Here is a 22,093-nt window from a genome sequence, read left to right as displayed (position 1 = left end):
GTGACCAAGCGCCGGACCAAGGCACGGCGAGCGCAAACGCTCACGGGGAGAGATCTTGCCTTGTGGGCGCAGCCAGAGGTATGCGGTCAAAGCCGGCGCTGTGCAGTGTGACATCCGTACCGTCGATTCCACGCGCCATCCTGCTTCCTTCTTCCTTCCGCCGCGCTGCGCTTGGAGCGAGCCCTACTTCATCCTGATGCCACTTCGCGCGTCGAACAGATGCACTTTTGAAACCATTATCCCTAATCCAACTTCTTGATCAGGCTTGAATGGCGACTGATCCCGAACTTCGGCCACAAGTTCGATGCCACTTGTCCTTAACGTCAGTTCCTGAGCTTCTCCTGTCGGCTCCACCACCTGAACCGTTGCCTTGGCATGCTCGCCGCCGATCACAAGGTGCTGAGGACGAACTCCGTAAATCACCTCTTCCCCAGCGCGCAATTCCATGTCCTTGGGCAAGGGCAGATGCAGACCTCCCGCCGCCGTGAACGCACCGTGGTCGACGCGGCCCTTGATTAGGTTCATTTCCGGCGAGCCGATAAAGCTCGCGACGAACAGATTGGCCGGGTGCTCGTAAAGCTCGGAAGGCGTGCCGATCTGTTCGATGCGGCCCTTGTTCAACACCACGATGCGGTCGGCGAGCGTCATTGCTTCGGTCTGGTCATGCGTAACGTAGATACTGGTGCGCCCCAGCCGCTGGTGAAGCTTCTTGATCTCGGCGCGCATCTTCACGCGCAGCTTGGCGTCGAGGTTGCTGAGCGGCTCGTCGAACAGGAAGGCGGAGGGGTCGCGCACGATGGCCCTACCCATGGCGACACGTTGGCGCTGGCCGCCCGACAGCTGCCGCGGCATGCGGCCGAGCAGATCCTGCAGGCCGAGGATTTCGGCCGCCGCCTTCACTCTCGAGACGATCTCCTCCCTGGGAACCTTAGCCAACCGAAGAGCAAAGCTCATATTGTCGGCCACGCTCATATGCGGATAGAGCGCGTAGCTCTGGAAGACCATGGCTATGTCGCGCGACTTGGCCGGCATCTCGTCGACGACGCGCCCGCCGATGCGGATCTCGCCGGTCGTCTGTTCTTCCAGCCCGGCGATCATGCGCAGCAGCGTTGACTTGCCGCAGCCTGACGGACCGACCAGCACCACGAATTCGCCGCTGGCGATTTCGATATTGACGTCGCGCAGAACTTCCACGGCGCCGAAGCTCTTGCCGAGCTGCTCTATCTCGATTGCAGACATCTGGTTTCCTCCCGTTCGGCACCACTCATCTCTGTTGAGCATGCCGCCATGCGCGGTACTCGGCCTCGCCCTCGGGACTCAGCGGGTAGTATTTTCGCAGGTCTCCTCCCTGCGCCAGGCGCGAGCGCGAAAACTCTTCCCATTCAATGTGCTCGCCGGCGAGCTCGACCAATTTTGGCGCCAGGGCGACCGGCACGACGACGACGCCGTCATCGTCAGCGACTATGATATCGCCAGGGATGACAAGCACGTTCGAGCAGGCGATGGGTACGTTGATGGCGAAGGGCACGATGTTGGTCTGGGCGTGGAAATTCGGGGTGACGTCTCTCACCCAGATACCTATGTCCAAGGCCGCCGCTTGCGCGGAATCGCGGATGCAGCCATCGACAACCACGCCAGCCCCGCCGCGGCCAGCGAAATAGGTCAGCATCATCTCGCCGAAGATGCCGCTGCCGAGGTCGCCGCGTGCATCCACGACCACCATGTCGCCCGGCTGCGTGGGATAGAGTACGTGACGGTGCAACTGCCGCTCCGGCTCCTCATATTCGGTCTCGTTGTAGAGATCCTCGCGCTTCGGCATGCACTGGAGCGTGAGAGCAGGCCCCGCCGCCGTGCGGCCGAGCCTCAGCGGACGCGGACCCCGTATCTGCGGGTCGCGAATGCCCATCTTGTGGTAGAGCTCGCTGGCCAGCGTCGCCGAGCCGATCGCCGCAAGCGCATTGACCAATTCTCTCGGTGGCCGCGAAATGTCCGACATCGCCGGTATCTGATCAGCTGCCATAGCGTATACTCCCATTGCGTGGCGAGGTCTCTGACCTCACCGACCATCACTCAGTTGCGTATCCAACCGTCATCGAAGCCGTCGGGCGTTTTGTGGTGCATGTCCGCCATTCAGCCGCGAACCGCCCCGGTGGTGAGGCCCTTGACCAGCAGGCCCTGGGCAAACCAGACAAACACCAAAGTCGGGATGACCATGAGGACGCCGGCTGCCGACATGGCGCCCCAGTCGATGCCGAACTGCGAGACGAAGTTGGTGAGCCCGACCGGCAGGGTCTGTGCGGCTTTGCTCGAGGTCAGGGTCAAGGCAAGCAGCAGGTCGTTCCAGGTGAACAGGAAGGTGATGACCGCGCTGGCGCCGATGCCGGGGGCAATCAGCGGCGCCACGATCTGGACCAGAGTGCGCACCGTGCCGGCGCCGTCCGACTGGGCAGCCTCCTCGATCTCTTTCGGCACGTCCTGGATGAAACCCAGCAGCAGCCAGATGGCGATAGGCAGTTTGGCCGCCGTATGGCTCAGGATCAGCGCCCAGATGGTGTCGAGCAGGCCAAAAGCGGCAAACACGGCGAAGAGGGGGATGGCAAGCGCGATGACCGGGATCATGCGCATGATCAACAGCAGCCCGAAAATCAGCATGACGCCCGGCATCCTGAAGCGCGACAGCGCATAAGCGCAGGAATGGCCAGCAGATGGACGAGAATGACCGTCGCCACCGAGACGATCACGGTGTTCCAGACATAACCCATCGTGTCGTACTCCGTGAAAACGGAGACGTACTGCGTCAGCGTCGCCGTCTCGGGGATGATGTGCACCGGAACCGAGAAAATATCGGCCGAACTGCGGATCGAGGTCAGGAACAGCCACACAAGCGGAAAGACGGTCAGGGCGACGGTCAGGGCGAGCGCCAGGTACCGGCCGGCGGTCCCCGCCGTGAACCGGCGGCGCCGGCGCTTTGGCCTGGGGCGTGCGGTGACGGTTGCGGCGTCGGTCATATCGCTCTCCGTTTCGCAATCAGCCACGGTATTCCGTAGAGGAGCCCGAGCACGAATAGCGACATCCCCAGGGCGATGTAGGAGACCGCCGCCGCATGTCCGAAATCCACTGCCTGAAACGCCAGCAGGTAGGAGTAGACGGTAAGCAGATTGGTAGCGCCGCCCGGCCCGCCCTGCGTCATCAGCCAGACGACGTCGAAGGTCCGGAATGTGTCGATGATGCGCAGCATCAGCGCTATCATGATGACCGGACGCATCAGCGGCAGCACGATGTGCCAGAAGCGCTGCCATGGCGTGGCGCCGTCCACCGTAGCGGCTTCGAGCGGTTCCTGCGGCAAGGATTGCAGGCCAGCAAGGAACAGCAGCACCATCAGCGGCGTGTTCTGCCAGACATCGGCAACGATCACTGAGACAAGCGCCCAGGTCGGGTGGTTGAGCCATGGAATGTCGGGCAGGTTGAACATGCGCAGCAGCGCGTCGACGAGGCCGTACTGGGTGTTGAACAGCCAACGGAAATTCAGGCCCACGACGGCGGGCGCAATCATCGGCGGCACCAGGAGCAAGGTGCGCGCCAACCGCATGCCGCGCAATTTGCCGTTGACGAGCACGGCGATCGCCATTCCGGCCACCACTTCGATCGTGATGGAAACGACGCTGAATATGGTCTGATTTCGCAGTGCCTGGTTGAACTGGCGACCGAAGAGTTCGTCGGTGTAGTTTGCCGTCCCGATGAACGGTGCCGAACCGCTGAGATCCCAGCGGAAGAAACTCATGATGAAAGAATAACCGAGCGGATAGATCAGTATGGCCAGCATAACAAGAAGCGCCGGGCTGGCCAGAAGGTAGCCTCTCTGCCAGGTGTAGGGGAGCGGCGAACGTCGCCGACGCCCCGACACCTGATCCTGCGCGACGGGCGGCATGGTCAATCGTAAGCCCCGGCCCGTCGCATGATCTCCTCAGCCTCGGTCGCGGCCTGGTTAAGCGAGTCAGCCGCAGAGACCTGGTCGGTCAGGGCCTGTTCGATGGCCGAGAACATCAGCGTGCAGACTTTCGAGAAGCCGGCCAGCTTCGGCCATTCCTTGCCATTGGCTATCGTCGTCTCGAGCTGCTGCAGCCAAAGGGCCTGGGGCCCCTTTGCCGCTGATATCACTTCCTTGGCGATCGTCTGACTGCTGGGGAAGTTGGTGAACTGATCGAACTGCAGCCTCTGCGCCTCCGGACCGACCGTATATTTGATGAATTCGACGGCGGCATCCTTGCGTCCAGATTGCCCGTTGAGCGCCATGGCATGGGAGATGGCGCATGAAATCGCGGCCTTGTCCCTGATGTAGGGCGCAGTCGACCACTTGCCCACGACACGCGAGGTCTCGGGGTTGGACAGGGTCGCGAAGGCGCCCGGCCAATCGAAATTGGCATAGACCGTACCGGAGGAGAATTCGGTCGAATTCTCATTCCACTGATAGCCGACCGCGTCGGGGGGCACGATTTTGTGCTTCTGGATGAGATCGCGATAGAAGGTCAGGGCCTTGATACCGGCTTCGGAATTGAAAGCAGGCTTGTTGGCCTGGTCCACCCAATCGCCGCCGGCTTGCCAGAGCAGATCGCTGAAGGTGCGTTGCGCGGGGTCGCCCTGCCCCGGCACGACCAGCCCATAATGGCCATTGCCGGTCAGTTTCAGCCCGACATCGACGAGTTCCTCCCAGGTCTGGGCCGGCTTCAGGCCTTTTTCCTGGTAAATGTCACTGCGGTAGTACTGGACGCGCGAATCCATGTTGCGTGGAATGGCCGCCAGATTTCCGGTCTTGGGATCACGCAGATACTTGACCGCGACCGGATAAAATTCGGCGAGTTCGGTGTCGCTGAAATAGCTGTTCAGCGGAGCGAAATGGTTGAAGTAGGAATCGATCTGCGCCGTGTGTGTGCTGTAGACGTCGTACTGGCTCGATCGCGCCGCGCTCAGCGTAACCACCTTCGCCGTCAGCGGGGTGAATTCCAGCAAGTCGTAGCGAACCTTGATACCGGTCTTGGCGGTGAAATCCTGAACGATCTTTTCCCAGTATTTGGGATAGAGCGGGCCCCCGGTGATCAGCAACGCGGTGATCTCGTTCGTATCTGCCCTGGCAATCCATGGCGCGGCGAGCGAACCGGCCGTGACAGCCGCACTCGCAGCCAGGAATTTGCGTCTCGATAGGTTTCCGAACATCACAATCTCCTCCTTGGTTTGATTGGGCGGCCCATGCAGGGGTCGGCCGATAACTTTCAACCCTTCTGGCAGGTTCGCGGCGGCTTGCTCCTCCCGCAGCGAGACTGCCTGAACTCCTTCCCGGACGACGCTTGCGAGCCCGCCGGGCTATTGGACACCTATGCTCCAACTCGCCTGGCGCTTTATGCGTAGGCGTATCGATCCTGATCTCGGACGACGGAAGGCGGGATGCCGCTGGAGAACTCCACCGTTCAATCCTCCCTTCCCGCAGGCCGCATTATAGGCTAGTGAGCGTTCTCATGAGATAAGTTGACTGCATATCTAGCTATCAGCCTATAAGCTTATCAGACAAGTGGATGTTAATGATGGATGCCGCGGAGGTCAAGCTTCAAACTTTGCCCAAGCAGGTGGCCGGCGTGCTCGCACGTCGGATTGCCAGCAGCGGCATCAGCGGCGGCCAGGGACCGTCGGAGCAGCAAATTCTTCAGGAGTTCGGGGTTTCGCGTGCGGTGGCGCGGGAAGCGCTGAAGATCCTGGCGTCTCTCGACATGATCGAAATCGCGCAGGGACGGCGCGTGGTGCTGCGGCCCGCCGAAGAATGGGACTATCTCAGCCCATTGCTTATCGACTGGCTGCCGCCCGAGCAGAGCCGCGAGATATTGGCGGAAGCACATGCGACGCGCATAATCATCGAACCGGCCATCGCCGCGATCGCGGCCAAGCATATGGCCAAGGAAAACCTCGAGCGTCTAGGCACCCTGCTGGCAGCCATGTCGGCCAGCGAAGACAATCCGGACGCCTATCTGAAACTCGACCTGGATTTCCACATGGAGATCTGCCGGGCGGCGCAAAACAGGATCCTCGACCGCTTCATGTATTCGTCCCGCTGGTGGCAGATGGCGAGCAGGCGCATCAGCAACCAGATGCCTCATGCGCTGCCCTCGGCAACCGAAATGCACAGGGCAATCTACGAGGCGCTCGTGGCGCGCGATGAAAAGCGAGCGGAAGAAGCAATGCGCCGGCACCTCAAGAAAACCACCGCGGTCGGCTTGCCTCGGTGAAGGAGCGGCGCAGCCAGCATTTGCGCTGGCCGCACCGCAGCGCGTCGGGAGGACACGGCTTGATTTGGAGCAATCCAGAAAAGTGAACTAGGCTCTCTTCGCTTGCTGTTCCTGACGCTGGCGTGCGCGAAAACCGAACATGTCGCCCTTGTCCTTGATTTCCGCCCATACCGGTGCGGTGATCCTGTCGATGGCGGCTATGTCCGCTTCGGAAATCGCCCAGCCGGCGCTCTCGACATTTTCCTCAAGCTCCTTGACGGTGCGCGCGCCGACCAACGGCGAGCTGACGCCTGGCCTGCTGGTCAGCCACTGGATCGCAAGCTGAGGAACCGTCTTGCCGTAGCGCGCCGCAATCGGCTTGAGGGCGTCGACGGCGTTCACCGCGCGCTCGTAGGTGCCCGGCTGGAACAGAACGGTGGTGCGACGCTCATCGCCTTCGACGAATTTGGTGTCCGGCGACAGCAGGCCGGTAAGCAGGCCCTGGGCGAGACCGCTATAAGGCATCACGCCGATATTATGCTTGCGGCAATAGGGCAGCGTCTCGGCCTCCACCTCGCGCCACAGCATGTTGTACGGCGGCTGGAGCACATCGATGACGCCATGCTGGCGCGCGCTGTCCATGTCGGCGGTGCTGAAATTCGAAACGCCGACCGCCTTAATGCGCCCTGACGAGCGCAACCGCTCCATCATCTCCATGGTCGGGCCGATCGGAAAATCCGAGTTCGGCCAGTGGACGAAGTAGACGTCGACATAGTCCGTCTGCATGCGCTTCAACGAACCGTCAAGTGCCGCCTCGATCGCGGCGGGTTCGAGATGATTGGGTGCGACCTTGGTCGCGATAACAGCCTTGTCGCGGCGGCCGGCCAGCGCCTTGCCGACGACCTCCTCGGCATGGCCATGTCCATAGGCTTCGGCCGTATCGATCAGCGTGATGCCGAGCTCCAGGGCGCGCCTGATCACCCGGATCGATTCCTCGTCGTCGGCCGCGCCCCAAAACGCGCCGGACATACCCCAAGTCCCCAGGCCGATCTCCGATACCGTGACCGTCGACGATCCTAGCTGTCGCTGTTGCATCCTGTTCCTCCTGACTGGCGGCATACATGGCTGTCGCCCTGCTAAACTCTAATTTATACGCTTATATACTCGTCTAACAAGTGGGTTCGTCCGATTTGTGATCTTCGATCGTAATCCACTAATTTCTTAAATTATTCAACCACATGGGTATTTAAGAAGTCCATTCCTGCAGAATCCTTCAAAGGGGGTTTACGCCTCATCACTTTATCTTGTATGCTTATTAGACAAGTTTGCTCTTGGCCGAAAATCTGCGGTTGTAAGCGCGGCGCCATCACGGGGAGGAGGATTCGATGAAGATCGTGGACATCAAGACGGCGGTGGTCGCCTATCACGGCAAGGCGACCCTGATCCGTATCGATACCGATGCCGGCATCTCCGGCTATGGCGAAGCCAACCCCGATGCCGGCGCGGCGGCGATCGTCGGACTGATCTCGGAATTGAAGTCGGAACTGATCGGCCAGGATCCGCGCAATGTCGAATATTGCTGGGACAAGATCCGCCGCGACCATGTGTTTTCCGGCGCCCAGGCCGGCATCTTTCTCATCGCCTTGACCGGGCTCGAAATGGCTTTGTGGGATGTGGCGGCGAAAGCCGCCGGCCAGCCGCTCTACCGCATGTTCGGCGGCAAGTTCCGCGACCGCATAAGGCTCTATGCCGATTGCGGCGATGGCGATGAGGCATCGGGATCGCCGGAGGGCTGTGCGTCGCGTGCGCGCCGCATGGTGGCGGAAGGCTTCACGGCGCTTAAATTCGACATCGACAATTTGCGCCATCCGGCGAAATTCGACGCGGTGAACCACACCATCAATGGCGCCGAGCTGCGGTTCATGATCGAGCGCGTCGCTTCAGTGCGCGAGGCGGTCGGCCCTGACATCGATCTCTGCATTGACCTGCACGCACGCTATGATGTGCTCAGCGCCAGCCGCATAGCAGGCGAGATGGAGCGCTTCAATCTTCTGTGGCTTGAAGAGCCGATCCCGGCGGAAAATGTCGAAGCCCTGAAGCAGATCCGCATGCGGACAAAGACGCCGATCTGCGTCGGCGAAAATCTCTATCTGCGCTGGGGCTTCCGGGAACTGTTCCAGAATTACGGCGCCGACGTCATCATGCCCGACGTGCCGAAATGCGGCGGCTTGGCGGAGAGCCGCAAGATCGCGAATCTCGCCGAGATGTATTACGTGCCCTTCGCGCCGCATCTGGTGTCGACGCCACTGGGCACGATGGCGACGTGTCATGTCTGCGCCAGCGTTCCGAACTTCCTGGTGCTGGAGTGGCACGCGCTCGAGGAGCGGGAAGCCTGGGACAGCTATGTACGCTTGCCGAATGGCGCCAACTCAATCGTCGAAGACGGCCACATTGTCGTGCCTGACGTGCCCGGCATCGGCGTCGAGCTCGACATGGATGGTGTGCGCAAACACGCCGTCCCCGGCTATGGCATCTTCGAATAGCGGGGGACGGCGTTCTGCCGGCCGGCACCGGCTGCTCGACCGAACAAATCCGTTGGGAGAACACCATGGGCAAGCGGATCATTTTCACCGGCGGCAGCGGCAAGATCGGTCGCCATGTCATACCCTATTTGCTGAAACATGGGCATCAGGTCCTCAACCTCGACCTGACACCGCTCGATGTGCCTGATGTCGACACCGTCATCACCAACCTTGCGGACGCCGGCGAGACCTACAATGCGCTGACGCTGCATTTCGGATTCAACGAATATTTCGGCGGCAAGGGCCGCGGCCCAGTCGACGCCGTCGTCCATTTCGCGGCGCTCCCGCGGATATTCCTGCGGCCGGACAACGCCATGTTCGCCGCCAATGTGCAGTCAACCTACAATGTGATCGAAGCCGCCACCAAGCTCGGCATCCGCAAGATCATTACCGCTTCCAGCGAAACGGTCTATGGCGTGTGCTTTGCCGAAGGCGTCCGCGATTTCACGTCGTTTCCGGTGGAAGAGGACTACGACGTCGATCCGACCGACAGCTACGGTCTTTCCAAAGTGCTCGGCGAGAAGATCGCGCGCTCTTTTGCCTCCCGCACCGGAGCCGACATCTATGCGCTGCGGATCGGCGGCGTCGTCGAACCGCATGACTATGCCCGCTTCCCGGAATTCCTGGCCGATCCCTCGAAACGGCGGCGCGACGCCTGGACCTACATGGACGCTCGCGATCTCGGCCAGATCGTCGATCTGTGCATCGAGAAGGATGGCTTGGGGTTCCAGATATTCAACGCCGTCAACGACAACATCGTGGCTGAGTTGCCGACGGCGGAGTTTCTGGGCAAACACGCACCCAGCATACCAGTCACACGCGCCATGGATACGTTCGAAGGACCGATCTCAAACCGCAAGCTGCGCGACGTCCTTGGCTTCCGGCAAGAATATGACTGGCGCACACAACGACCCGGTTGATGCCCCGATGGGCACTTCAGCGATCGAAGAAGCCCGCATCCTCTTCGCCGAGATATTTCCTGGCCGCTTCTGCGTCGATATCGAGACCCAGCCCCGGCGCCTCCAGCAGGTCCACCATGCTGTCCTGCACGATCTGTGATGGCAAGCCGATCACCAGATCCTCCCACCACCGGTCCGAGGCGCTCGGATATTCGAAGGCGATGTAGTTTGCGGGCAAGGTGGCGCAGACATTGATCAGCGCGCCGAGGCCGAGCAGGCCGTTCGCGGTACCGTGCGGCGCCATCAGGATCGAGTGCATATAGGCGTGCTCGGCGACCCATTTGAGTTCGGCAATGCCGCCGATATCGGCGGGGTCCGGGCCGATGACCCGCACCGCCTGCGTCTCGATCAGCTCCTTGAAATTATGCCTGAGATAGATCTGCTCGCCGGTATGGATCGGCGTCGAGGTGGACGTCGTCAACTCCCGGTAGGCCTGCGGGTTGACCCACGGCACATAGTCGCCGGTCAGCATGTCCTCGAGCCACATCAAATTGTACTTCTCGACCGCGCGAGCGAACTTGATCGCATCGGGCAGCATCCAGCCCGGGCCGCAGTCGAGCGCCAGGCTGACCTTGTCGCCCAGCACTTCCTTCATCGCCGCCACGCAGTCGAGCATGTGATTGAAACCGCGCTCGCTGATCACGCCCTGATCCATGGCGCCGTGATAGCCGGCCTTCTTCTGCGTCACGCCGTAGTGGAAGTCCTCGATGCTGTCCTTCATGTTGGAGTGGAACGAGATTCCCTGCTTGACCATGAAGAAGTTCTGCGGCTGCTCCATCATCCATTTGACGTCGGCGGCGTAGTCCTCCGGCCGGTCGCCCGTGCGCTTGCGGCGGATCGAACCGTTGTAGACGCGCACCTTGTCGCGCACCTTGCCGCCGAGGAGTTTGTAGGCCGGCACGCCCGCGGCCTTGCCGGCAATGTCCCATAGCGCATGCTCGATGGCGCTCACCGCCGCGCCATAGGGTTTGAATGAACCGCGCTGGCGGATCTTCAGCATCACCCGCTCGACGTCGGTCGGGTCCTCGCCGAGCAGCGCCTCGCGGAAATGCAGCACAAAGGGCTTGAGATAGGTTTTGGTATACTCCACCTCGCCCAGACCATAGACGCCCTCGTCGGTGACGACGCGAACGATCGGATGCTTGCCGATAACCGCGCAGCGCAGATCGGTGATCTTCATGGCGCAGCCCTATTTCACAGACGAGAAAGCTGTCGGCGTGAGCAACTGGCTGCTGATATTGGCAACGATCTGCCCGTCGCGCTCAGACTCTTCCCGGGCCTTGTGCCATACCGGATCGCTGACGAAAGCCGTCCATTTCGCCTCACGCTCGGCCAGCGATTCCCAGGCGAGGAAATAGGTGAGGCGATTGCTGTTTTCGCCGATCGCCGTGGTGAAAAACCCGGCTTGGCGGATGCCATGCCTCTCCCAGATGGCCAGCGTTTGCTCGGAAAAGCGCTTGAGCAGAGCCGGCAGCCTGCCCGGCAGGCAGTCATAGATACGCAATTCGTAGATCATGGTTTCGTCCGTTCCTTCTTCGCCTGGGAGAGGTCGACACGAATGGTCGATCGTTGGCCCTGAGCCTGGGGGATGATGGCAGGAGGTCTGGGCTAACTCCAAGTCCGGTCCCAGCTATATTCATTGTCCCAATGTTCGGTGGATTGCCATATCCCCGTGACACCGGACTGCAGATGCTGGCTGATCACCTCGTCGACCACATCGTCTATGCCCAGCCCCGGTCTGTCGGGCACGGTGATGAAGCCGTCCTTGACGAGCGGCTTGGGCAGGCCGGTGACGATGTCGTCCCACCAGTCGACATCGGCGGAGTGGTATTCGAGCGCCATGAAGTTTTCGGTCGCGGTGGCGACATGCGCGGCGGCCATCGCGGCGATCGGACTTTCGGCCATATGGATCGCCATGGCGACGCCGTGGTCCTGTGCCATATCGCCGATCTTCTTGGTCTCCAGGATGCCCCCGCTGGTGAGCAGGTCCGGGTGGATGACGGAGAGGCCGCCGCTCTTGAGCAGAGGCTCGAAGCCCTCCTTGAGGTAAATGTCCTCGCCGGTGCAGATCGGCACCGTGGTGGCCTGCTGCAGCTGCCGGTACTGCTCGGTATATTGCCAGGGAATCACGTCCTCGAGCCAGGCAGGAACATATTTCTCGATACGGCGCGACAGACGTATGCCGTCCTGCAGCGAGATGTGGCCGACATGGTCGATGGCGAGCGGGATTTCGTATCCGATGACCTCGCGAACCTCGTGGATGTACTGCTCGAGCAGGTCGATCCCCTTTTCGGTGAAATGCAGGCCCGTGAACGGGTGCTGCACGTTCTGCGCGTCGTAGGCGAGATTGCGGGCCTTGCGCTCCTTGAGCGTACCGCCGCGGCCGCGCGGATTGGCGTGAAACCCTTCGAGCGCGCCGGCGGGAGCGGACACGGCGCCCGGGACATGGGCGATCTGCATCAAGCCGAGGTCCATTTTGAGGAAGGTGAAGCCGCGCTCCATGCGCTGTTTGAGGCGCTTTCCGGTTTCGGTGCCGCTCGGCTTTTCGGCATCGGTATCGCAATAGACGCGCACATGATCGCGAAATTTGCCGCCGAGCATCTGGTAGATGGGAACTCCATAGGCCTTGCCGGCGAGATCCCAGAGCGCGATCTCTACCGCCGACACGCCGCCGCCTTGCCGGCCGTGACCGCCGAATTGCTTGATGCGGCGAAACAGACGATCGATGTCGCAAGGGTTCTCGCCAAGCAGCCGGCTTTTCAGCATCAGAGCGTAGGTGGCGCTGGCGCCGTCGCGCACCTCGCCAAGCCCGACGATCCCCTGATTGGTATAGATCTTGAGCAGCGCCGAGGTGAATGGCGCGCCGACGATTTCGGCAACCCGCATGTCGGTGATGCAAAGGTTGGAGGGTTTTGAATTCGTGTTGATCCGATTGAGAGCCTCGTCGGCTCCACCCGCTTTTGGCATGACTTGTCCTCGTTCTGATCGGCGGGAGGCTTGTCGCTGGTGCGCTGGGCTTTGCTAGCCGATGTCAATCTCGTGGGCCTGCAGATAGTCGCGATTCATCTCAACCCCCAGACCAGGCTTCGACGTCAGCTTGAGGTTGCCGTTTGAAACGTCGAGCGGGATGTCCATGAGGTGATCATATTTGCCGAGGTTCCACTCCGACGTCTCTAATTTGTAGAAGTTGGGAACGGTCATCATAACCTGCGCTCCCGCAACAACGTTGATCGGCCCCGCGGCATCGTGCGGCGAGACCGGGATGTAGTAGGCTTCGCACAGGGCGGAGATCTTCTTCAGTTCGGTAATGCCGCCGGTCCAGGTGACGTCAGGCATGATGTAGTCAGCGAGCTTGTTCTCGAGCACCGGTACGAAATCCCACTTCGTGTGGCCGCGCTCGCCCCACGAGATGGCGGCACTCACCTTCTCACGCACTTGCTTGAGCGCGTTCAGGCTCTCGGGCGGACAGGGCTCCTCGAACCAGTCGATCTGGCCGGCTTCCTCGAGGCTCCTGCAGAGGCGAATGGCGGTTGGAACGTCGAAGCGGCCATGCGCATCGATGAGGATGTCGACATCAGGGCCCGCCGTTTCGCGGATCAGCGCCGTGAGCTCGGCCGCTTCGCGTTCATCCTTGCGGGTCATGCTGCCATCGAGGTAACCGTCGCGCTGTTCGCGCGACAGGCCATCCGCAGTGCGGCCCTGATGGGGGAAAGGATCGAATTTGAGGCCAGTGTGTCCGGATTCGACAATGTCGCGAATTTCGCGAACGACCGCCTCCTTGCTGGTGAATTTGGCCTGGTTGGGGTGGGTGTAAAGCGCGATCTCCTCGCGCACCGGCCCTCCCAGCAACTCGTAGATCGGCTTGCCGAGAACTTTGCCGCGGATATCCCACAGAGCTATGTCGATGGCGCTCACGCATTCAACGGCGGCGCCGCGGCTGCCCATGTAGGTGAAGCTGCGGAAAATCTTGTGCCACAGATGCTCGATGCGCGCCGGATCCTCGCCAGTCACGGCGATGCCGATCTGCCGCAGGATCGCGCAGAGCGCGCGGTTGGCCAGCTTTGTGGTGGTGGTGATCTCGCCCCAGCCGCTCACCCCCTCGTCGGTCGTCACTTCGACGAACAGGTATTCTCCCCAATATGAGGCCGGAGACTTGATCAGCCATGGCCGGATGCCTGTGATTTTCATCTCAACTACCTTTGTCTGAAGGGCCGGGCAAACGATGACCCGGCCTGCTATCCAGCCCGGGCCGCGCTACGCGCACGCATGTGTTCGAGGACATGCCGGCCAGAGCCCTCGACATGGCGCGCAATGAGTTCGGCTGCCTCGTTGGCATTTCCTGCCTTTACATGGGCGATGAGCTCGCGGTGCTCGCGAATGATCGCGGCACGGCGGGCGAGCGTAAAATTGAACCGCCGGCTTACGGCCCGCAGCACTTCGCGATGCTTCCACCAAAGCTCGGCGGCATGGCGGTTATAGTGCCGCTGGTACATCACGGTATGGAAAGCCGTATCCAGCTCGCTATGCCTGAAAGTGTCGGCGAAGTTGTTCTCTTCGATTAGGCCTTGGAGACGTTCGAGCTCGGCGATGTCCTCGTCGGTCGCCATGTTCACAAACCATCGCGTCAGGGCTGGCTCGATCAGCACACCGATCTCGTAGATATCCCGGACAAAATCCTGGTCTATGGGCCGCACGCGTGCCCCGCGATTGGGGAGAAAGGTGACAAAGCCTTCGCCGCGTAACAGTTGCAGGGCCTCGCGCACTGGATTGGTCGAAGTGCCGTGACGCCGGGCCAGATCGGTGACCACCAGCCGTTCGTTAGCGGCGAGCCGCCCCTCGATGATGTCCTCCCGGATCAGTTCATAAAGCGAGGCGCCCTCGCTCGAGGCCCCAAGAGGATCGATCCCCTCGGGTGGCTCTGCTTTGAATTCCCGCGTTTCGGCCAAGGCCGGCTCCCCCTTCCGTGAATACACACCTTTCTCGATATCACGCACGATTCCCATAAACAATGTACGATTTGTTTCGTTGACAGCCAATCTGCGATCTGAAAACGTATAAATTGCTCGAAGGGATACATTTGAGGAGATGTCCCCGTAGCCGACGAGTAACGCCGTTCGCCTCGATGCAGAGCGGCATGGGAGAGAAACCTGGAGGATACCTATGACGAGGATTACACTCGGCGGTGCCGTCCTGCGCGGCACTGTCTCCACTGCGTTAGTGGCATCGTTGATGTCCGCACCGGCGCTGGGTGCTGCGCCGGTCGACTTGAGCAAGTGGTCGCCGGAATATGTGCGCTCCATTGCAGGCACACAGGATTTTGACACGGCCGCCGATTGCGCCAAGGTCACCCCGCTCGACTACAAGGGGCGACTGACGTTTTGGTATCAGGGCGTGTTCGAGGGCGACCCCGACCTCCTGCGCCAGTACTACAAGGACTTCTTCGAGACCTTCCGCAAGACCTACCCGAACATCCAGCTCGAGGACCAGGCCCTCACCTACAACGATCTCCTGGACAAGTTCCGCACGGCGCTGCTTGGCAATGCCGCGCCGATGGCGGTGCGCCTGCAAATCCTGGGTGGCACAGAGTTCGCCTCGAAGGGCTATCTGCAGCCGCTCAAACCCGAGGACGTGGGATATTCGACCGAGGATTTCTGGCCCGGCGCCATGAAGGCTGTGACCTGGGACGGCGTCACGTACGGCGTGCCGACCAACAACGAAACGATGGCCTTCATCTGGAACGCCGACATCTTCAAACGCGCGGGGCTCGATCCGGACAAGGCTCCGGCAACCTGGGACGATGTCGTCAAGTATTCCAAGCAAATCCACGACAAGCTCGGCATCGCCGGCTACGGTCTCGTGGCCCGCAAGAATGCCGGCAATACCCCGTACCGCTTCATGCCTCAGCTATGGGCCTATGGCGGCGGCGTTTTCGACGAAGCCACGGCGAACCCGACCTACAAGCAGATCGAGCTCGACAGTCCGCAAAGTAAGGCCGCGCTGCAAGCCTCTTACGACATGTATGTCCGCGACAAGTCGGTTCCGGTTTCGGCACTCACCAACCAGCAGGCCGACAACCAGCCGCTGTTCCTCGCCGGTCAGCTCGGCATGATGATCTCGCACCCGTCCGACTACAATGTCATGCTTGACCTGCAGAATAAGGCGACGGGCAGCGACAAGGACAAGGCGCAGACCGTTATCGACAACATGCGCTACGGCCTGATCCCGACCGGCCCGGACGGCAAGCGCGCCGTCGTCTTCGGTGGCTCGAACATTCACATCCTGAAACCCGAATATGTCGAGGGCGGCAAGGTGGACGAGCCGGCCGCTAAGGCCATTATCTGTATGTGGACCAGCCCGGAATGGTCGCTGAAGATGGCCTATGCCGGCTCGAATCCGGGCAATCTCAACGGCTTCAAGACCAAATGGATGAAGGAGCGTCTCGACAGCATCAAGTTCCTCGATGTCACGACCTCGATGCTGCCATATGGCATCCCATTCCCGGCTCTGCCCCAGTCGCCTGAGATCATGAACATCATCGTCCCAGACATGCTGCAGAATGCCCTGACCGGGGCGATGACCGTCGACCAGGCAGCGGACGATGCGGCCAAGAGGGTGAAGGAGCTAATGGGCGGCGGGCTCTAGCCTAAGCATGACTTGAGATCTTGCCGGTCGCGCCCGGAGTGCAACCGGCTCGTTCCGAAAAATAAGGGCACGCCAAAGTGACGATCCTGACCGGCAAGACCGGGGCTCGGGGAGGATTTCGACCCCTGCTGCGGAAGATCTGGGCGCATCGCGCCGACTATGCGTATGTGCTTCCCGCGATCGCCGTGATGCTGATCGTGATCGCCTATCCGATCTACTACACGGTCGAGCTGTCGTTCTTCAACACGCCACCTGGCCTGCAGCTTCGCGACAAGATCTTCGTCGGCGTCGACAATTATACGGCGATCCTCAGCAGCGGGATTTTCTGGAAGGTCACCTCGAACACCCTGATCTGGACTCTGGCATCCACCTTCATTTCCTTTGTCCTGGGGTTTGCCTGCGCGCTGGCGCTCCATCGCGACTTTGTCGGCCGTGGCGTCCTGCGTGCCATCCTGATCATTCCCTGGGTCATCAGCGCGGTCGCCGCTTCCTATATCTGGAAGTGGATCTACCATTCGGACTTTGGCATCATCGGCGCGGTGCTGGTCGAGCTTGGATTGGCCGACCGGCCGCCAAATTTCATCGACAGCGTGTCAACGGTGCTGCCCTCCCTGATCGTCGTCAATATCTGGCGCGAGTTCCCGTTCGCCATGATCATGATGATGGCCGGCCTGCAGACCGTACCCGACCAGTTGCTGCGCGCCGCAAAGGTCGACGGAGCCAATGCATGGCAGCGCTTCTGGCATGTCACCTTCCCGCATTTGAGAAACGTCTCGACGGTAACGATCCTGCTGCTGGCAGTGGCCAACTTCAATTCCTTCATCATCCCCTGGATCATGACCGGCGGCGGGCCGTCGAACGCATCGCATATCTGGATCACCCACATCTATGAGCTCGCCTTCGGCCGCCAGCGCTGGGGAGTGGCATCGGCCTATTCGGTGCTGTTGTTCCTCATCCTGATGATGTTCGGTTACTTCTACGTCCGTGCGCTGAGCGGAAACGAGCGGAAGGATCACAGCGCATGAGCACACCCGCCGAGACCGCCGCTCGAGGTCAGCCCCGCCGCCACATGCGCGTCGACGGGTGGCGGTGGGGTGGGCGCATCTTCCTCGTCTTCATGCTCCTTTACACGGCGTTGCCGATGATTTGGATGCTGCTCACCTCGATCAAGTCCGGCTTCGCGGCGATGCAATTCCCGCCGCAATGGTGGCCTGACCAACCGACCCTTGCCAGCTACCAGAAGCTGCTCGACCCACAGAACAGCGTCGGCCAGGATTTCCTTCGCTTCTTCTGGAACAGCCTTTTCGTTTCGACCGCCACGACCGTCCTTTCCGTTATCGTGGCGGTTCCCGCGGCCTATGCGTTTTCGCGCTTCACCTTCCCGGGCCGGAACTTCCTGTTCTTCGCCGTGCTGCTTCGCAACATGTTCCCGGCGGTGATCTTCCTCGTGCCGCTCTTCATCCTGATGCGCGCGATCGGGCTGGTGAACACGCACGGCTCGCTGGTCCTTACCTACCTCACTTTCGGCCTGCCGCTGGCGATCTGGCTGCTGAAGGGCTTCTACGACAACATCCCGGTGCAGCTCGAGCAGGCGGCGCGCATCGACGGGGCGACGCGGTTCCAGGCCTTTATCCTGATCGTGATGCCGCTCTCGGCGCCAGGGATCATCGCCACGGCGATCTATTCCTTTATCGGTGCGTGGAACGAGTACATCTACGCCTACACCTTCCTCTCCAAGAACGAGCAGCTCACGTTGCCGGTCGGCATCCAGCGCTTCTTCTCGGAAAACACGACGGACTTTCCAGGCCTGATGGCAGCCAGCTTTATCATGAGCGTGCCCGTCGTGGTCCTCTTCCTCGTCCTGCAACGATACTTCGTACGCGCCCTCACGGAGGGCGCGGTCAAGCACTAGGGAGTTGCCCATGGCCCATGTGGTCCTCAAAGATCTCGTCAAGACCTACGGCAGCTTCAAAGCCGTCAACGAGGTTTCGCTGACCGTCAATGACGGCGAGTTCGTTGCGCTCGTCGGTCCGTCAGGCTGCGGTAAGACAACGACCCTCAATCTCGTCGCGGGTCTGATTCCGATCACATCCGGCGATATCGTCATCGGAGACCGGGTGGTCAATGACCTCGACCCAAAGGACCGGGACATCGCAATGGTGTTCCAGAACTACGCGCTCTACCCACAAAAGTCGGTCTATAAGAATCTCGCCTTCCCGCTGCAGATGCGCAAACTGCCCAGGGACGAGATCGACAGGAAGGTCAAGGAAGCGGCGCGCGTGCTCGATATGACACAGTTGCTCGAGCGCAAGCCGCGCGAACTTTCGGGCGGGCAGCAGCAGCGTGTGGCGCTCGGCCGTGCGCTTGTCCGCGACCCCGCTGTGTTCCTGATGGACGAGCCGCTTTCCAATCTCGATGCAAAACTGCGCGTGCAAATGCGGTCGGAGATAAAGCGCTTCCACCAGGACCTCAAAGCCACGATCATCTATGTGACGCACGACCAACTCGAAGCCGTGACCATGGCGGACAGGATGGCGGTGATGAACGGCGGCTACCTGCAACAATACGATTCACCGGCGCAGGTCTTTGCCCATCCGGTGAATATGTTCGTCGCCAGCTTCATCGGCAGTCCGGCGATGAGCCTTGTTCCGCTGGAAGCATCGACGACAAACGGCAACACCGTGCTGACCGGCGCGGAGCGGTGGAGCCTCGAGCTCTCGCCGCGCAACGCGCGGAAAGTCGCGCGGGCAACGACCAGGAAGGTCGTGCTCGGCGCACGTCACTCGACGATCAAGCTCCACAAGAGCGCGGTGCCAGGCGCCGTCCCTGCCAAGGCCTACACGGTGGAGCCTACCGGAGACATCACCTTCGTGCAGGCGTTCCTGTCCGGCGCCATCGTCAACGTCAGTGTACCGCCGGCCATTGCCGTCGCGCCAGACGAGCAGATCTGGCTCGAGTTCGACCAAGAGCGGATGCACCTGTTCGATGGCGAAACGGAAATGGCCCTCGAGGCTGACTAGGCAGGGCGCATGCGTTTGAAATGGGGGCCGGATGACCGAGAAGCTTAGGATTACCGCTATCAAGCCCTACCCAGTATGGGTAGGAACGCGCAACCAGATGCTCGTCAAGGTCGAGACCGATCAAGGCATCTTCGGCTGGGGCGAGAGCGGCTTGAGTGGTCGCGAGAGGGCGGTGACGGGCGCCGTCGAGCACTATCGCGAGTTTCTCATCGGCCGCGACCCGATGCAGATCGGGCGGATTTGGCAGGAAGTCTATCGCAGCCAGTATTTCGAAGGCGGGCGCGTTCTGCAGGCAGCGATTTCCGCCATCGACATCGCCCTTCACGACATCAAGGGCAAGGCGCTGGGCGTGCCAGTCTACGAGTTGCTCGGCGGCAGGCAGCGCGACCGCATCCCCACCTTCGCCTCGACCGGAGACGAGGCCGAGGGTGATGCTGCCATCGAACGAGCCCGCGAATTGCGCGCGCAGGGCTGGCAGGCGATCCGCTTCTTCCCCGCCGGGCAAAGCAGCAGAGACCTCTTCGATCCGCGCGAGTTCGATTGGCGTGACCGCGAGGATGATGAACAAAGCCCGCGAGGCGCTGGGCGACGACGCTGTGCTGGGCATCGATTATCATCATCGGCTGTCGGTGGCCGAGGCGGCGAGCTTTTGCAACAAGCTCGGCCGCGGCGTGCTGGATTTCCTTGAGGAGCCGATACGCGACGAGACGCCGGAGGCTTACGAATCGCTGCGCACGATGACTGACATTCCGTTCGCCATCGGCGAGGAATTTGCCAGCAAGTGGCAGTTCCTGCCCTACATCGAACGCGGCATCCATCAGTTCAACCGGCTCGACATATGCAATGTCGGCGGGTTCACCGAGGCGATGAAGGTCGCTGGCTGGAGCGAGGCGCACTATGTGGACCTGATGCCGCACAACCCCCTTGGTCCGGTGTGCACCGCCGCGACCATCCATCTCGGCGCGGCGGTGCCGAATTTCGCGTGGCTCGAGACCCGGGCGCCGGAAAGGAAGCTGGGCTTCGACAGTTCCGAGTTCTTTCCCGTGCAACCCCGGCTGGACGGCTCTGACTATCCGGTCAGCGACCTGCCGGGGCTCGGCGTCGAGGTCAACGAAGAGGCGATCCGGGCGCAGAGTTTCCGTTTCTGGGAAGCGCCCCACCTCAAGCGCCGCGATGGTTCTGTCACCAACTGGTAGTTCAATTTCAACCGGAGTCCATCATGACGCATACCCCCGACATCACGCGGCCACCTAAACACCTGATCGACGCGCTAAGGGAGATCGGCGCCGCGACCGTTGCCGGCACGCTTGGCCATATGGGCTTCCGCAATCCGCATATGGTCGGACCGGTGGCGCAGAACCGCGGGAAGTCGATCGTCGGGCCGGCGCTGACGCTGCAGTTCCTGCCGCAACGGCCGGATCTCTTCAACGAGGGAGAATACGCCGATCCAGAGACACAACTGCACCGGCACGTGCTCTATCATGCGCAGGAAGGCGACGTGGTTGTGGTCGACGCGCGTGCCGACATGAGCTCGGGCGTCTTCGGCGATATGATGTCCACATATTTCAAGGGCAGAGGCGGCGCCGGCATCGTCATCGACGGATGCATGCGCGACCGGCCCAACGTCGAGAAGCTCGATCTGCCGCTGTGGCTGCGCGGCTGGACCCCCAACTACCACGTGCAGACCAGCATCTATCCAAACGCCGTAAATGTTCCGATTGCCTGCGGCGGTGTCACGGTGATACCCGGCGATATCATCGTGGCCGACGACGACGGGGTGGTGGTAGTTCCAGTCGCAATGGCCTCAAAAGTGATTGAAGAATCGAAGAAGCATCACGATTGGGAAGAGTTTTCGCGACAGAAGCTCATGCAGGGCGCGCCGTTGCAACGCTACTATCCGCTGCATGACGATGCCCGCGCAGAATACGAGGAGTGGCGCAGCGCAAAGCGCTAGATGTTTGATCCCAGGCTTTGATGGTTCATCATTGACGTCCGAATCAAAGGATGCGCTGTGGGCCAGGTTCTGCATGGGAGCGCCACAACGACAGAGGCGATCCGTCGAGCGATACAACATAGTCAAGCGAGCCTGAGGGCGCTTTCGAAGCGCTATGGCATCAATCCCCCCGAGTGCGTCGGCAGCGTCGGTCTTGTCGCGCTGCGCCGCCATCGTGACGCGCACATGCCTGGTTTCCGGGCACATTGCCGGCAGGCCGAGCCTGGCCAGTTCAGGCTGCAGTCAGGGTGACAGCGAGCTGGCTTCGCGGCCGACCCGCCGCCGCCGCGCCACAAACGGTTTCAGCGCCTTCCAGGTCGCTTCCGCATCCGTCACCACTGTGCTCTTCAGATGCACCGCGCGGTCTCGTTGACGACGCACACCGCAGTCTCGTCGATCGCCACGTCCAGTCCACAAAGGAATTCCATCGTCCGCCTCCTGCGCTCTTTGACGAGAACAGAATGGTCACTCCAGTCGCCACCCAGCAGACGCACAGGTTTGCTGTCCAGCCTGGCACCTGCCCCGATTACGGGCCGCAATCCCTCGTCGCACCGAAGTGCGATGGCGCAAGAAGCTGCCTATCGTTGCGATAGGTCGAAGGCTTCCTGCAAACTCTGCTGCAGATGGGCGGATAGCCAAATCCGAT

Annotated in this window: 20 protein-coding genes and 3 pseudogenes; 10 read left to right on the top strand and 13 right to left on the bottom strand. The window is 61.2% G+C overall.

The genetic code is table 11. The features are described 5' to 3' along the window. Positions 1 to 183 precede the first annotated feature (183 nt). The 6 genes from AC1VON_RS11070 to AC1VON_RS11045 all read right to left on the bottom strand — a co-directional run bounded on the left by AC1VON_RS11070 (position 184) and on the right by AC1VON_RS11045 (position 5,211). Positions 184 to 1,239 carry an ABC transporter ATP-binding protein gene (locus tag AC1VON_RS11070; RefSeq protein WP_172352142.1) on the bottom strand — a complete coding sequence of 352 codons (1,056 nt, stop codon included), beginning with the start codon at positions 1,237 to 1,239 and terminating at the stop codon, positions 184 to 186. A 25-nt stretch (positions 1,240 to 1,264) separates the two neighbouring features. Beyond that, positions 1,265 to 2,020, bottom strand: a complete 756-nt coding sequence (locus AC1VON_RS11065; protein WP_172352143.1) for an RraA family protein — start codon at positions 2,018 to 2,020, stop codon at positions 1,265 to 1,267. Positions 2,021 to 2,130: 110 nt separating this feature from the next. Then, positions 2,131 to 2,652, bottom strand: a complete 522-nt coding sequence (locus AC1VON_RS11060) for a carbohydrate ABC transporter permease (RefSeq protein WP_483122121.1) — start codon at positions 2,650 to 2,652, stop codon at positions 2,131 to 2,133. Then, on the bottom strand, positions 2,646 to 3,008 hold the full coding sequence (locus tag AC1VON_RS11055; protein WP_483122119.1) for a hypothetical protein: 363 nt from the start codon (positions 3,006 to 3,008) through the stop codon (positions 2,646 to 2,648). Before AC1VON_RS11055 ends, AC1VON_RS11060 begins: the two co-directional genes overlap by 7 nt. Further along, the gene (locus AC1VON_RS11050; RefSeq protein WP_483126307.1) at positions 3,005 to 3,928 is read right to left on the bottom strand and encodes a carbohydrate ABC transporter permease; all 924 of its coding nucleotides are present in this window, start codon (positions 3,926 to 3,928) and stop codon (positions 3,005 to 3,007) included. The genes AC1VON_RS11055 and AC1VON_RS11050 overlap by 4 nt, the downstream gene beginning before the upstream one ends. A 2-nt stretch (positions 3,929 to 3,930) precedes the next feature. Continuing rightward, positions 3,931 to 5,211: an ABC transporter substrate-binding protein gene (locus tag AC1VON_RS11045; RefSeq protein ID WP_483122117.1), complete on the bottom strand. Its 1,281-nt coding sequence runs from the start codon at positions 5,209 to 5,211 to the stop codon at positions 3,931 to 3,933. 365 nt (positions 5,212 to 5,576) lie between these two features. On the opposite strand from AC1VON_RS11045, the gene AC1VON_RS11040 reads away from it, so the two are divergent. Further along, a complete protein-coding gene (locus tag AC1VON_RS11040) occupies positions 5,577 to 6,272 on the top strand; it encodes a FadR/GntR family transcriptional regulator (RefSeq protein WP_246740780.1) in 696 nt (231 codons plus the stop codon). Between the two features lie 87 nt (positions 6,273 to 6,359). Here the strand turns inward: AC1VON_RS11040 and AC1VON_RS11035 are convergent, their stop codons facing one another. Beyond that, complete coding sequence (locus AC1VON_RS11035; RefSeq protein ID WP_172352148.1) at positions 6,360 to 7,346, bottom strand: aldo/keto reductase; 987 nt, start codon at positions 7,344 to 7,346, stop codon at positions 6,360 to 6,362. 290 nt (positions 7,347 to 7,636) lie between these two features. Here AC1VON_RS11035 and AC1VON_RS11030 point away from each other — a divergent pair, with 290 nt between their 5' ends. Both AC1VON_RS11030 and AC1VON_RS11025 read left to right on the top strand, forming a co-directional pair. Then, positions 7,637 to 8,794: a mandelate racemase/muconate lactonizing enzyme family protein gene (locus AC1VON_RS11030; protein WP_172352149.1), complete on the top strand. Its 1,158-nt coding sequence runs from the start codon at positions 7,637 to 7,639 to the stop codon at positions 8,792 to 8,794. A gap of 65 nt (positions 8,795 to 8,859) precedes the next feature. Then, complete coding sequence (locus AC1VON_RS11025) at positions 8,860 to 9,753, top strand: NAD-dependent epimerase/dehydratase family protein (protein WP_483122114.1); 894 nt, start codon at positions 8,860 to 8,862, stop codon at positions 9,751 to 9,753. A 16-nt stretch (positions 9,754 to 9,769) separates the two neighbouring features. Here AC1VON_RS11025 and AC1VON_RS11020 read toward each other — a convergent pair whose 3' ends face one another. The 5 genes from AC1VON_RS11020 to AC1VON_RS11000 form a co-directional block, all read right to left on the bottom strand. Beyond that, a complete protein-coding gene (locus AC1VON_RS11020) occupies positions 9,770 to 10,972 on the bottom strand; it encodes a mandelate racemase/muconate lactonizing enzyme family protein (protein WP_483122112.1) in 1,203 nt (400 codons plus the stop codon). 9 nt (positions 10,973 to 10,981) lie between these two features. Next, positions 10,982 to 11,308, bottom strand: coding sequence for an NIPSNAP family protein (locus tag AC1VON_RS11015; protein ID WP_172352152.1), 327 nt, complete (start codon positions 11,306 to 11,308; stop codon positions 10,982 to 10,984). 92 nt (positions 11,309 to 11,400) lie between these two features. Continuing rightward, the gene (locus AC1VON_RS11010) at positions 11,401 to 12,759 is read right to left on the bottom strand and encodes a mandelate racemase/muconate lactonizing enzyme family protein (RefSeq protein ID WP_483122110.1); all 1,359 of its coding nucleotides are present in this window, start codon (positions 12,757 to 12,759) and stop codon (positions 11,401 to 11,403) included. Between the two features lie 54 nt (positions 12,760 to 12,813). Continuing rightward, a complete protein-coding gene (locus tag AC1VON_RS11005; RefSeq protein ID WP_483122108.1) occupies positions 12,814 to 13,980 on the bottom strand; it encodes a mandelate racemase/muconate lactonizing enzyme family protein in 1,167 nt (388 codons plus the stop codon). Positions 13,981 to 14,027: 47 nt separating this feature from the next. Then, complete coding sequence (locus tag AC1VON_RS11000) at positions 14,028 to 14,738, bottom strand: GntR family transcriptional regulator (protein ID WP_172352155.1); 711 nt, start codon at positions 14,736 to 14,738, stop codon at positions 14,028 to 14,030. Between the two features lie 214 nt (positions 14,739 to 14,952). Between AC1VON_RS11000 and AC1VON_RS10995 the strand changes: the two genes are divergently transcribed. From AC1VON_RS10995 to AC1VON_RS10965, 7 genes and pseudogenes are all read left to right on the top strand, one after another. Further along, positions 14,953 to 16,434 carry an ABC transporter substrate-binding protein gene (locus AC1VON_RS10995; protein WP_172352156.1) on the top strand — a complete coding sequence of 494 codons (1,482 nt, stop codon included), beginning with the start codon at positions 14,953 to 14,955 and terminating at the stop codon, positions 16,432 to 16,434. A gap of 77 nt (positions 16,435 to 16,511) precedes the next feature. Further along, on the top strand, positions 16,512 to 17,459 hold the full coding sequence (locus AC1VON_RS10990; RefSeq protein ID WP_172352157.1) for a carbohydrate ABC transporter permease: 948 nt from the start codon (positions 16,512 to 16,514) through the stop codon (positions 17,457 to 17,459). Next, complete coding sequence (locus AC1VON_RS10985) at positions 17,456 to 18,346, top strand: carbohydrate ABC transporter permease (RefSeq protein WP_483122106.1); 891 nt, start codon at positions 17,456 to 17,458, stop codon at positions 18,344 to 18,346. Before AC1VON_RS10990 ends, AC1VON_RS10985 begins: the two co-directional genes overlap by 4 nt. A gap of 10 nt (positions 18,347 to 18,356) precedes the next feature. Beyond that, a complete protein-coding gene (locus AC1VON_RS10980; protein ID WP_483122104.1) occupies positions 18,357 to 19,454 on the top strand; it encodes an ABC transporter ATP-binding protein in 1,098 nt (365 codons plus the stop codon). Positions 19,455 to 19,485: 31 nt separating this feature from the next. Then, positions 19,486 to 20,650, top strand: a pseudogene (locus AC1VON_RS10975) (mandelate racemase/muconate lactonizing enzyme family protein). Positions 20,651 to 20,673: 23 nt separating this feature from the next. Then, on the top strand, positions 20,674 to 21,408 hold the full coding sequence (locus tag AC1VON_RS10970; RefSeq protein WP_483122102.1) for a ribonuclease activity regulator RraA: 735 nt from the start codon (positions 20,674 to 20,676) through the stop codon (positions 21,406 to 21,408). Positions 21,409 to 21,465: 57 nt separating this feature from the next. Continuing rightward, positions 21,466 to 21,573: pseudogene (locus tag AC1VON_RS10965) on the top strand (IS481 family transposase); the annotation flags it as partial. A 3-nt stretch (positions 21,574 to 21,576) separates the two neighbouring features. Here AC1VON_RS10965 and AC1VON_RS10960 read toward each other — a convergent pair. Beyond that, a pseudogene (locus AC1VON_RS10960) lies at positions 21,577 to 21,875 on the bottom strand (IS110 family transposase); the annotation flags it as partial. Positions 21,876 to 22,093: the final 218 nt, after the last annotated feature.

The organism is Mesorhizobium sp. HAY1-8B, from assembly GCF_056868045.1.
Note: the sequence above shows the minus strand (reverse complement) of the source record. Positions and strands in the feature narration are given on the sequence as shown.

Coding starts and splice junctions, on each gene's coding strand:
- AC1VON_RS11070 (WP_172352142.1), bottom strand. CDS start 1,239: ATGTCTGCAATCGAGATAGAGCAGCTCGGCAAGAGCTTCGGCGCCGTG.
- AC1VON_RS11020 (WP_483122112.1), bottom strand. CDS start 10,972: ATGAAGATCACCGATCTGCGCTGCGCGGTTATCGGCAAGCATCCGATC.
- AC1VON_RS10970 (WP_483122102.1), top strand. CDS start 20,674: ATGACGCATACCCCCGACATCACGCGGCCACCTAAACACCTGATCGAC.
- AC1VON_RS11035 (WP_172352148.1), bottom strand. CDS start 7,346: ATGCAACAGCGACAGCTAGGATCGTCGACGGTCACGGTATCGGAGATC.
- AC1VON_RS11025 (WP_483122114.1), top strand. CDS start 8,860: ATGGGCAAGCGGATCATTTTCACCGGCGGCAGCGGCAAGATCGGTCGC.
- AC1VON_RS11065 (WP_172352143.1), bottom strand. CDS start 2,020: ATGGCAGCTGATCAGATACCGGCGATGTCGGACATTTCGCGGCCACCG.
- AC1VON_RS11050 (WP_483126307.1), bottom strand. CDS start 3,928: ATGCCGCCCGTCGCGCAGGATCAGGTGTCGGGGCGTCGGCGACGTTCG.
- AC1VON_RS11005 (WP_483122108.1), bottom strand. CDS start 13,980: ATGAAAATCACAGGCATCCGGCCATGGCTGATCAAGTCTCCGGCCTCA.
- AC1VON_RS10980 (WP_483122104.1), top strand. CDS start 18,357: ATGGCCCATGTGGTCCTCAAAGATCTCGTCAAGACCTACGGCAGCTTC.
- AC1VON_RS10995 (WP_172352156.1), top strand. CDS start 14,953: ATGACGAGGATTACACTCGGCGGTGCCGTCCTGCGCGGCACTGTCTCC.
- AC1VON_RS11030 (WP_172352149.1), top strand. CDS start 7,637: ATGAAGATCGTGGACATCAAGACGGCGGTGGTCGCCTATCACGGCAAG.
- AC1VON_RS11015 (WP_172352152.1), bottom strand. CDS start 11,308: ATGATCTACGAATTGCGTATCTATGACTGCCTGCCGGGCAGGCTGCCG.
- AC1VON_RS11055 (WP_483122119.1), bottom strand. CDS start 3,008: ATGACCGACGCCGCAACCGTCACCGCACGCCCCAGGCCAAAGCGCCGG.
- AC1VON_RS11040 (WP_246740780.1), top strand. CDS start 5,577: ATGGATGCCGCGGAGGTCAAGCTTCAAACTTTGCCCAAGCAGGTGGCC.
- AC1VON_RS11060 (WP_483122121.1), bottom strand. CDS start 2,652: ATGCTGATTTTCGGGCTGCTGTTGATCATGCGCATGATCCCGGTCATC.
- AC1VON_RS11010 (WP_483122110.1), bottom strand. CDS start 12,759: ATGCCAAAAGCGGGTGGAGCCGACGAGGCTCTCAATCGGATCAACACG.
- AC1VON_RS10985 (WP_483122106.1), top strand. CDS start 17,456: ATGAGCACACCCGCCGAGACCGCCGCTCGAGGTCAGCCCCGCCGCCAC.
- AC1VON_RS11045 (WP_483122117.1), bottom strand. CDS start 5,211: ATGTTCGGAAACCTATCGAGACGCAAATTCCTGGCTGCGAGTGCGGCT.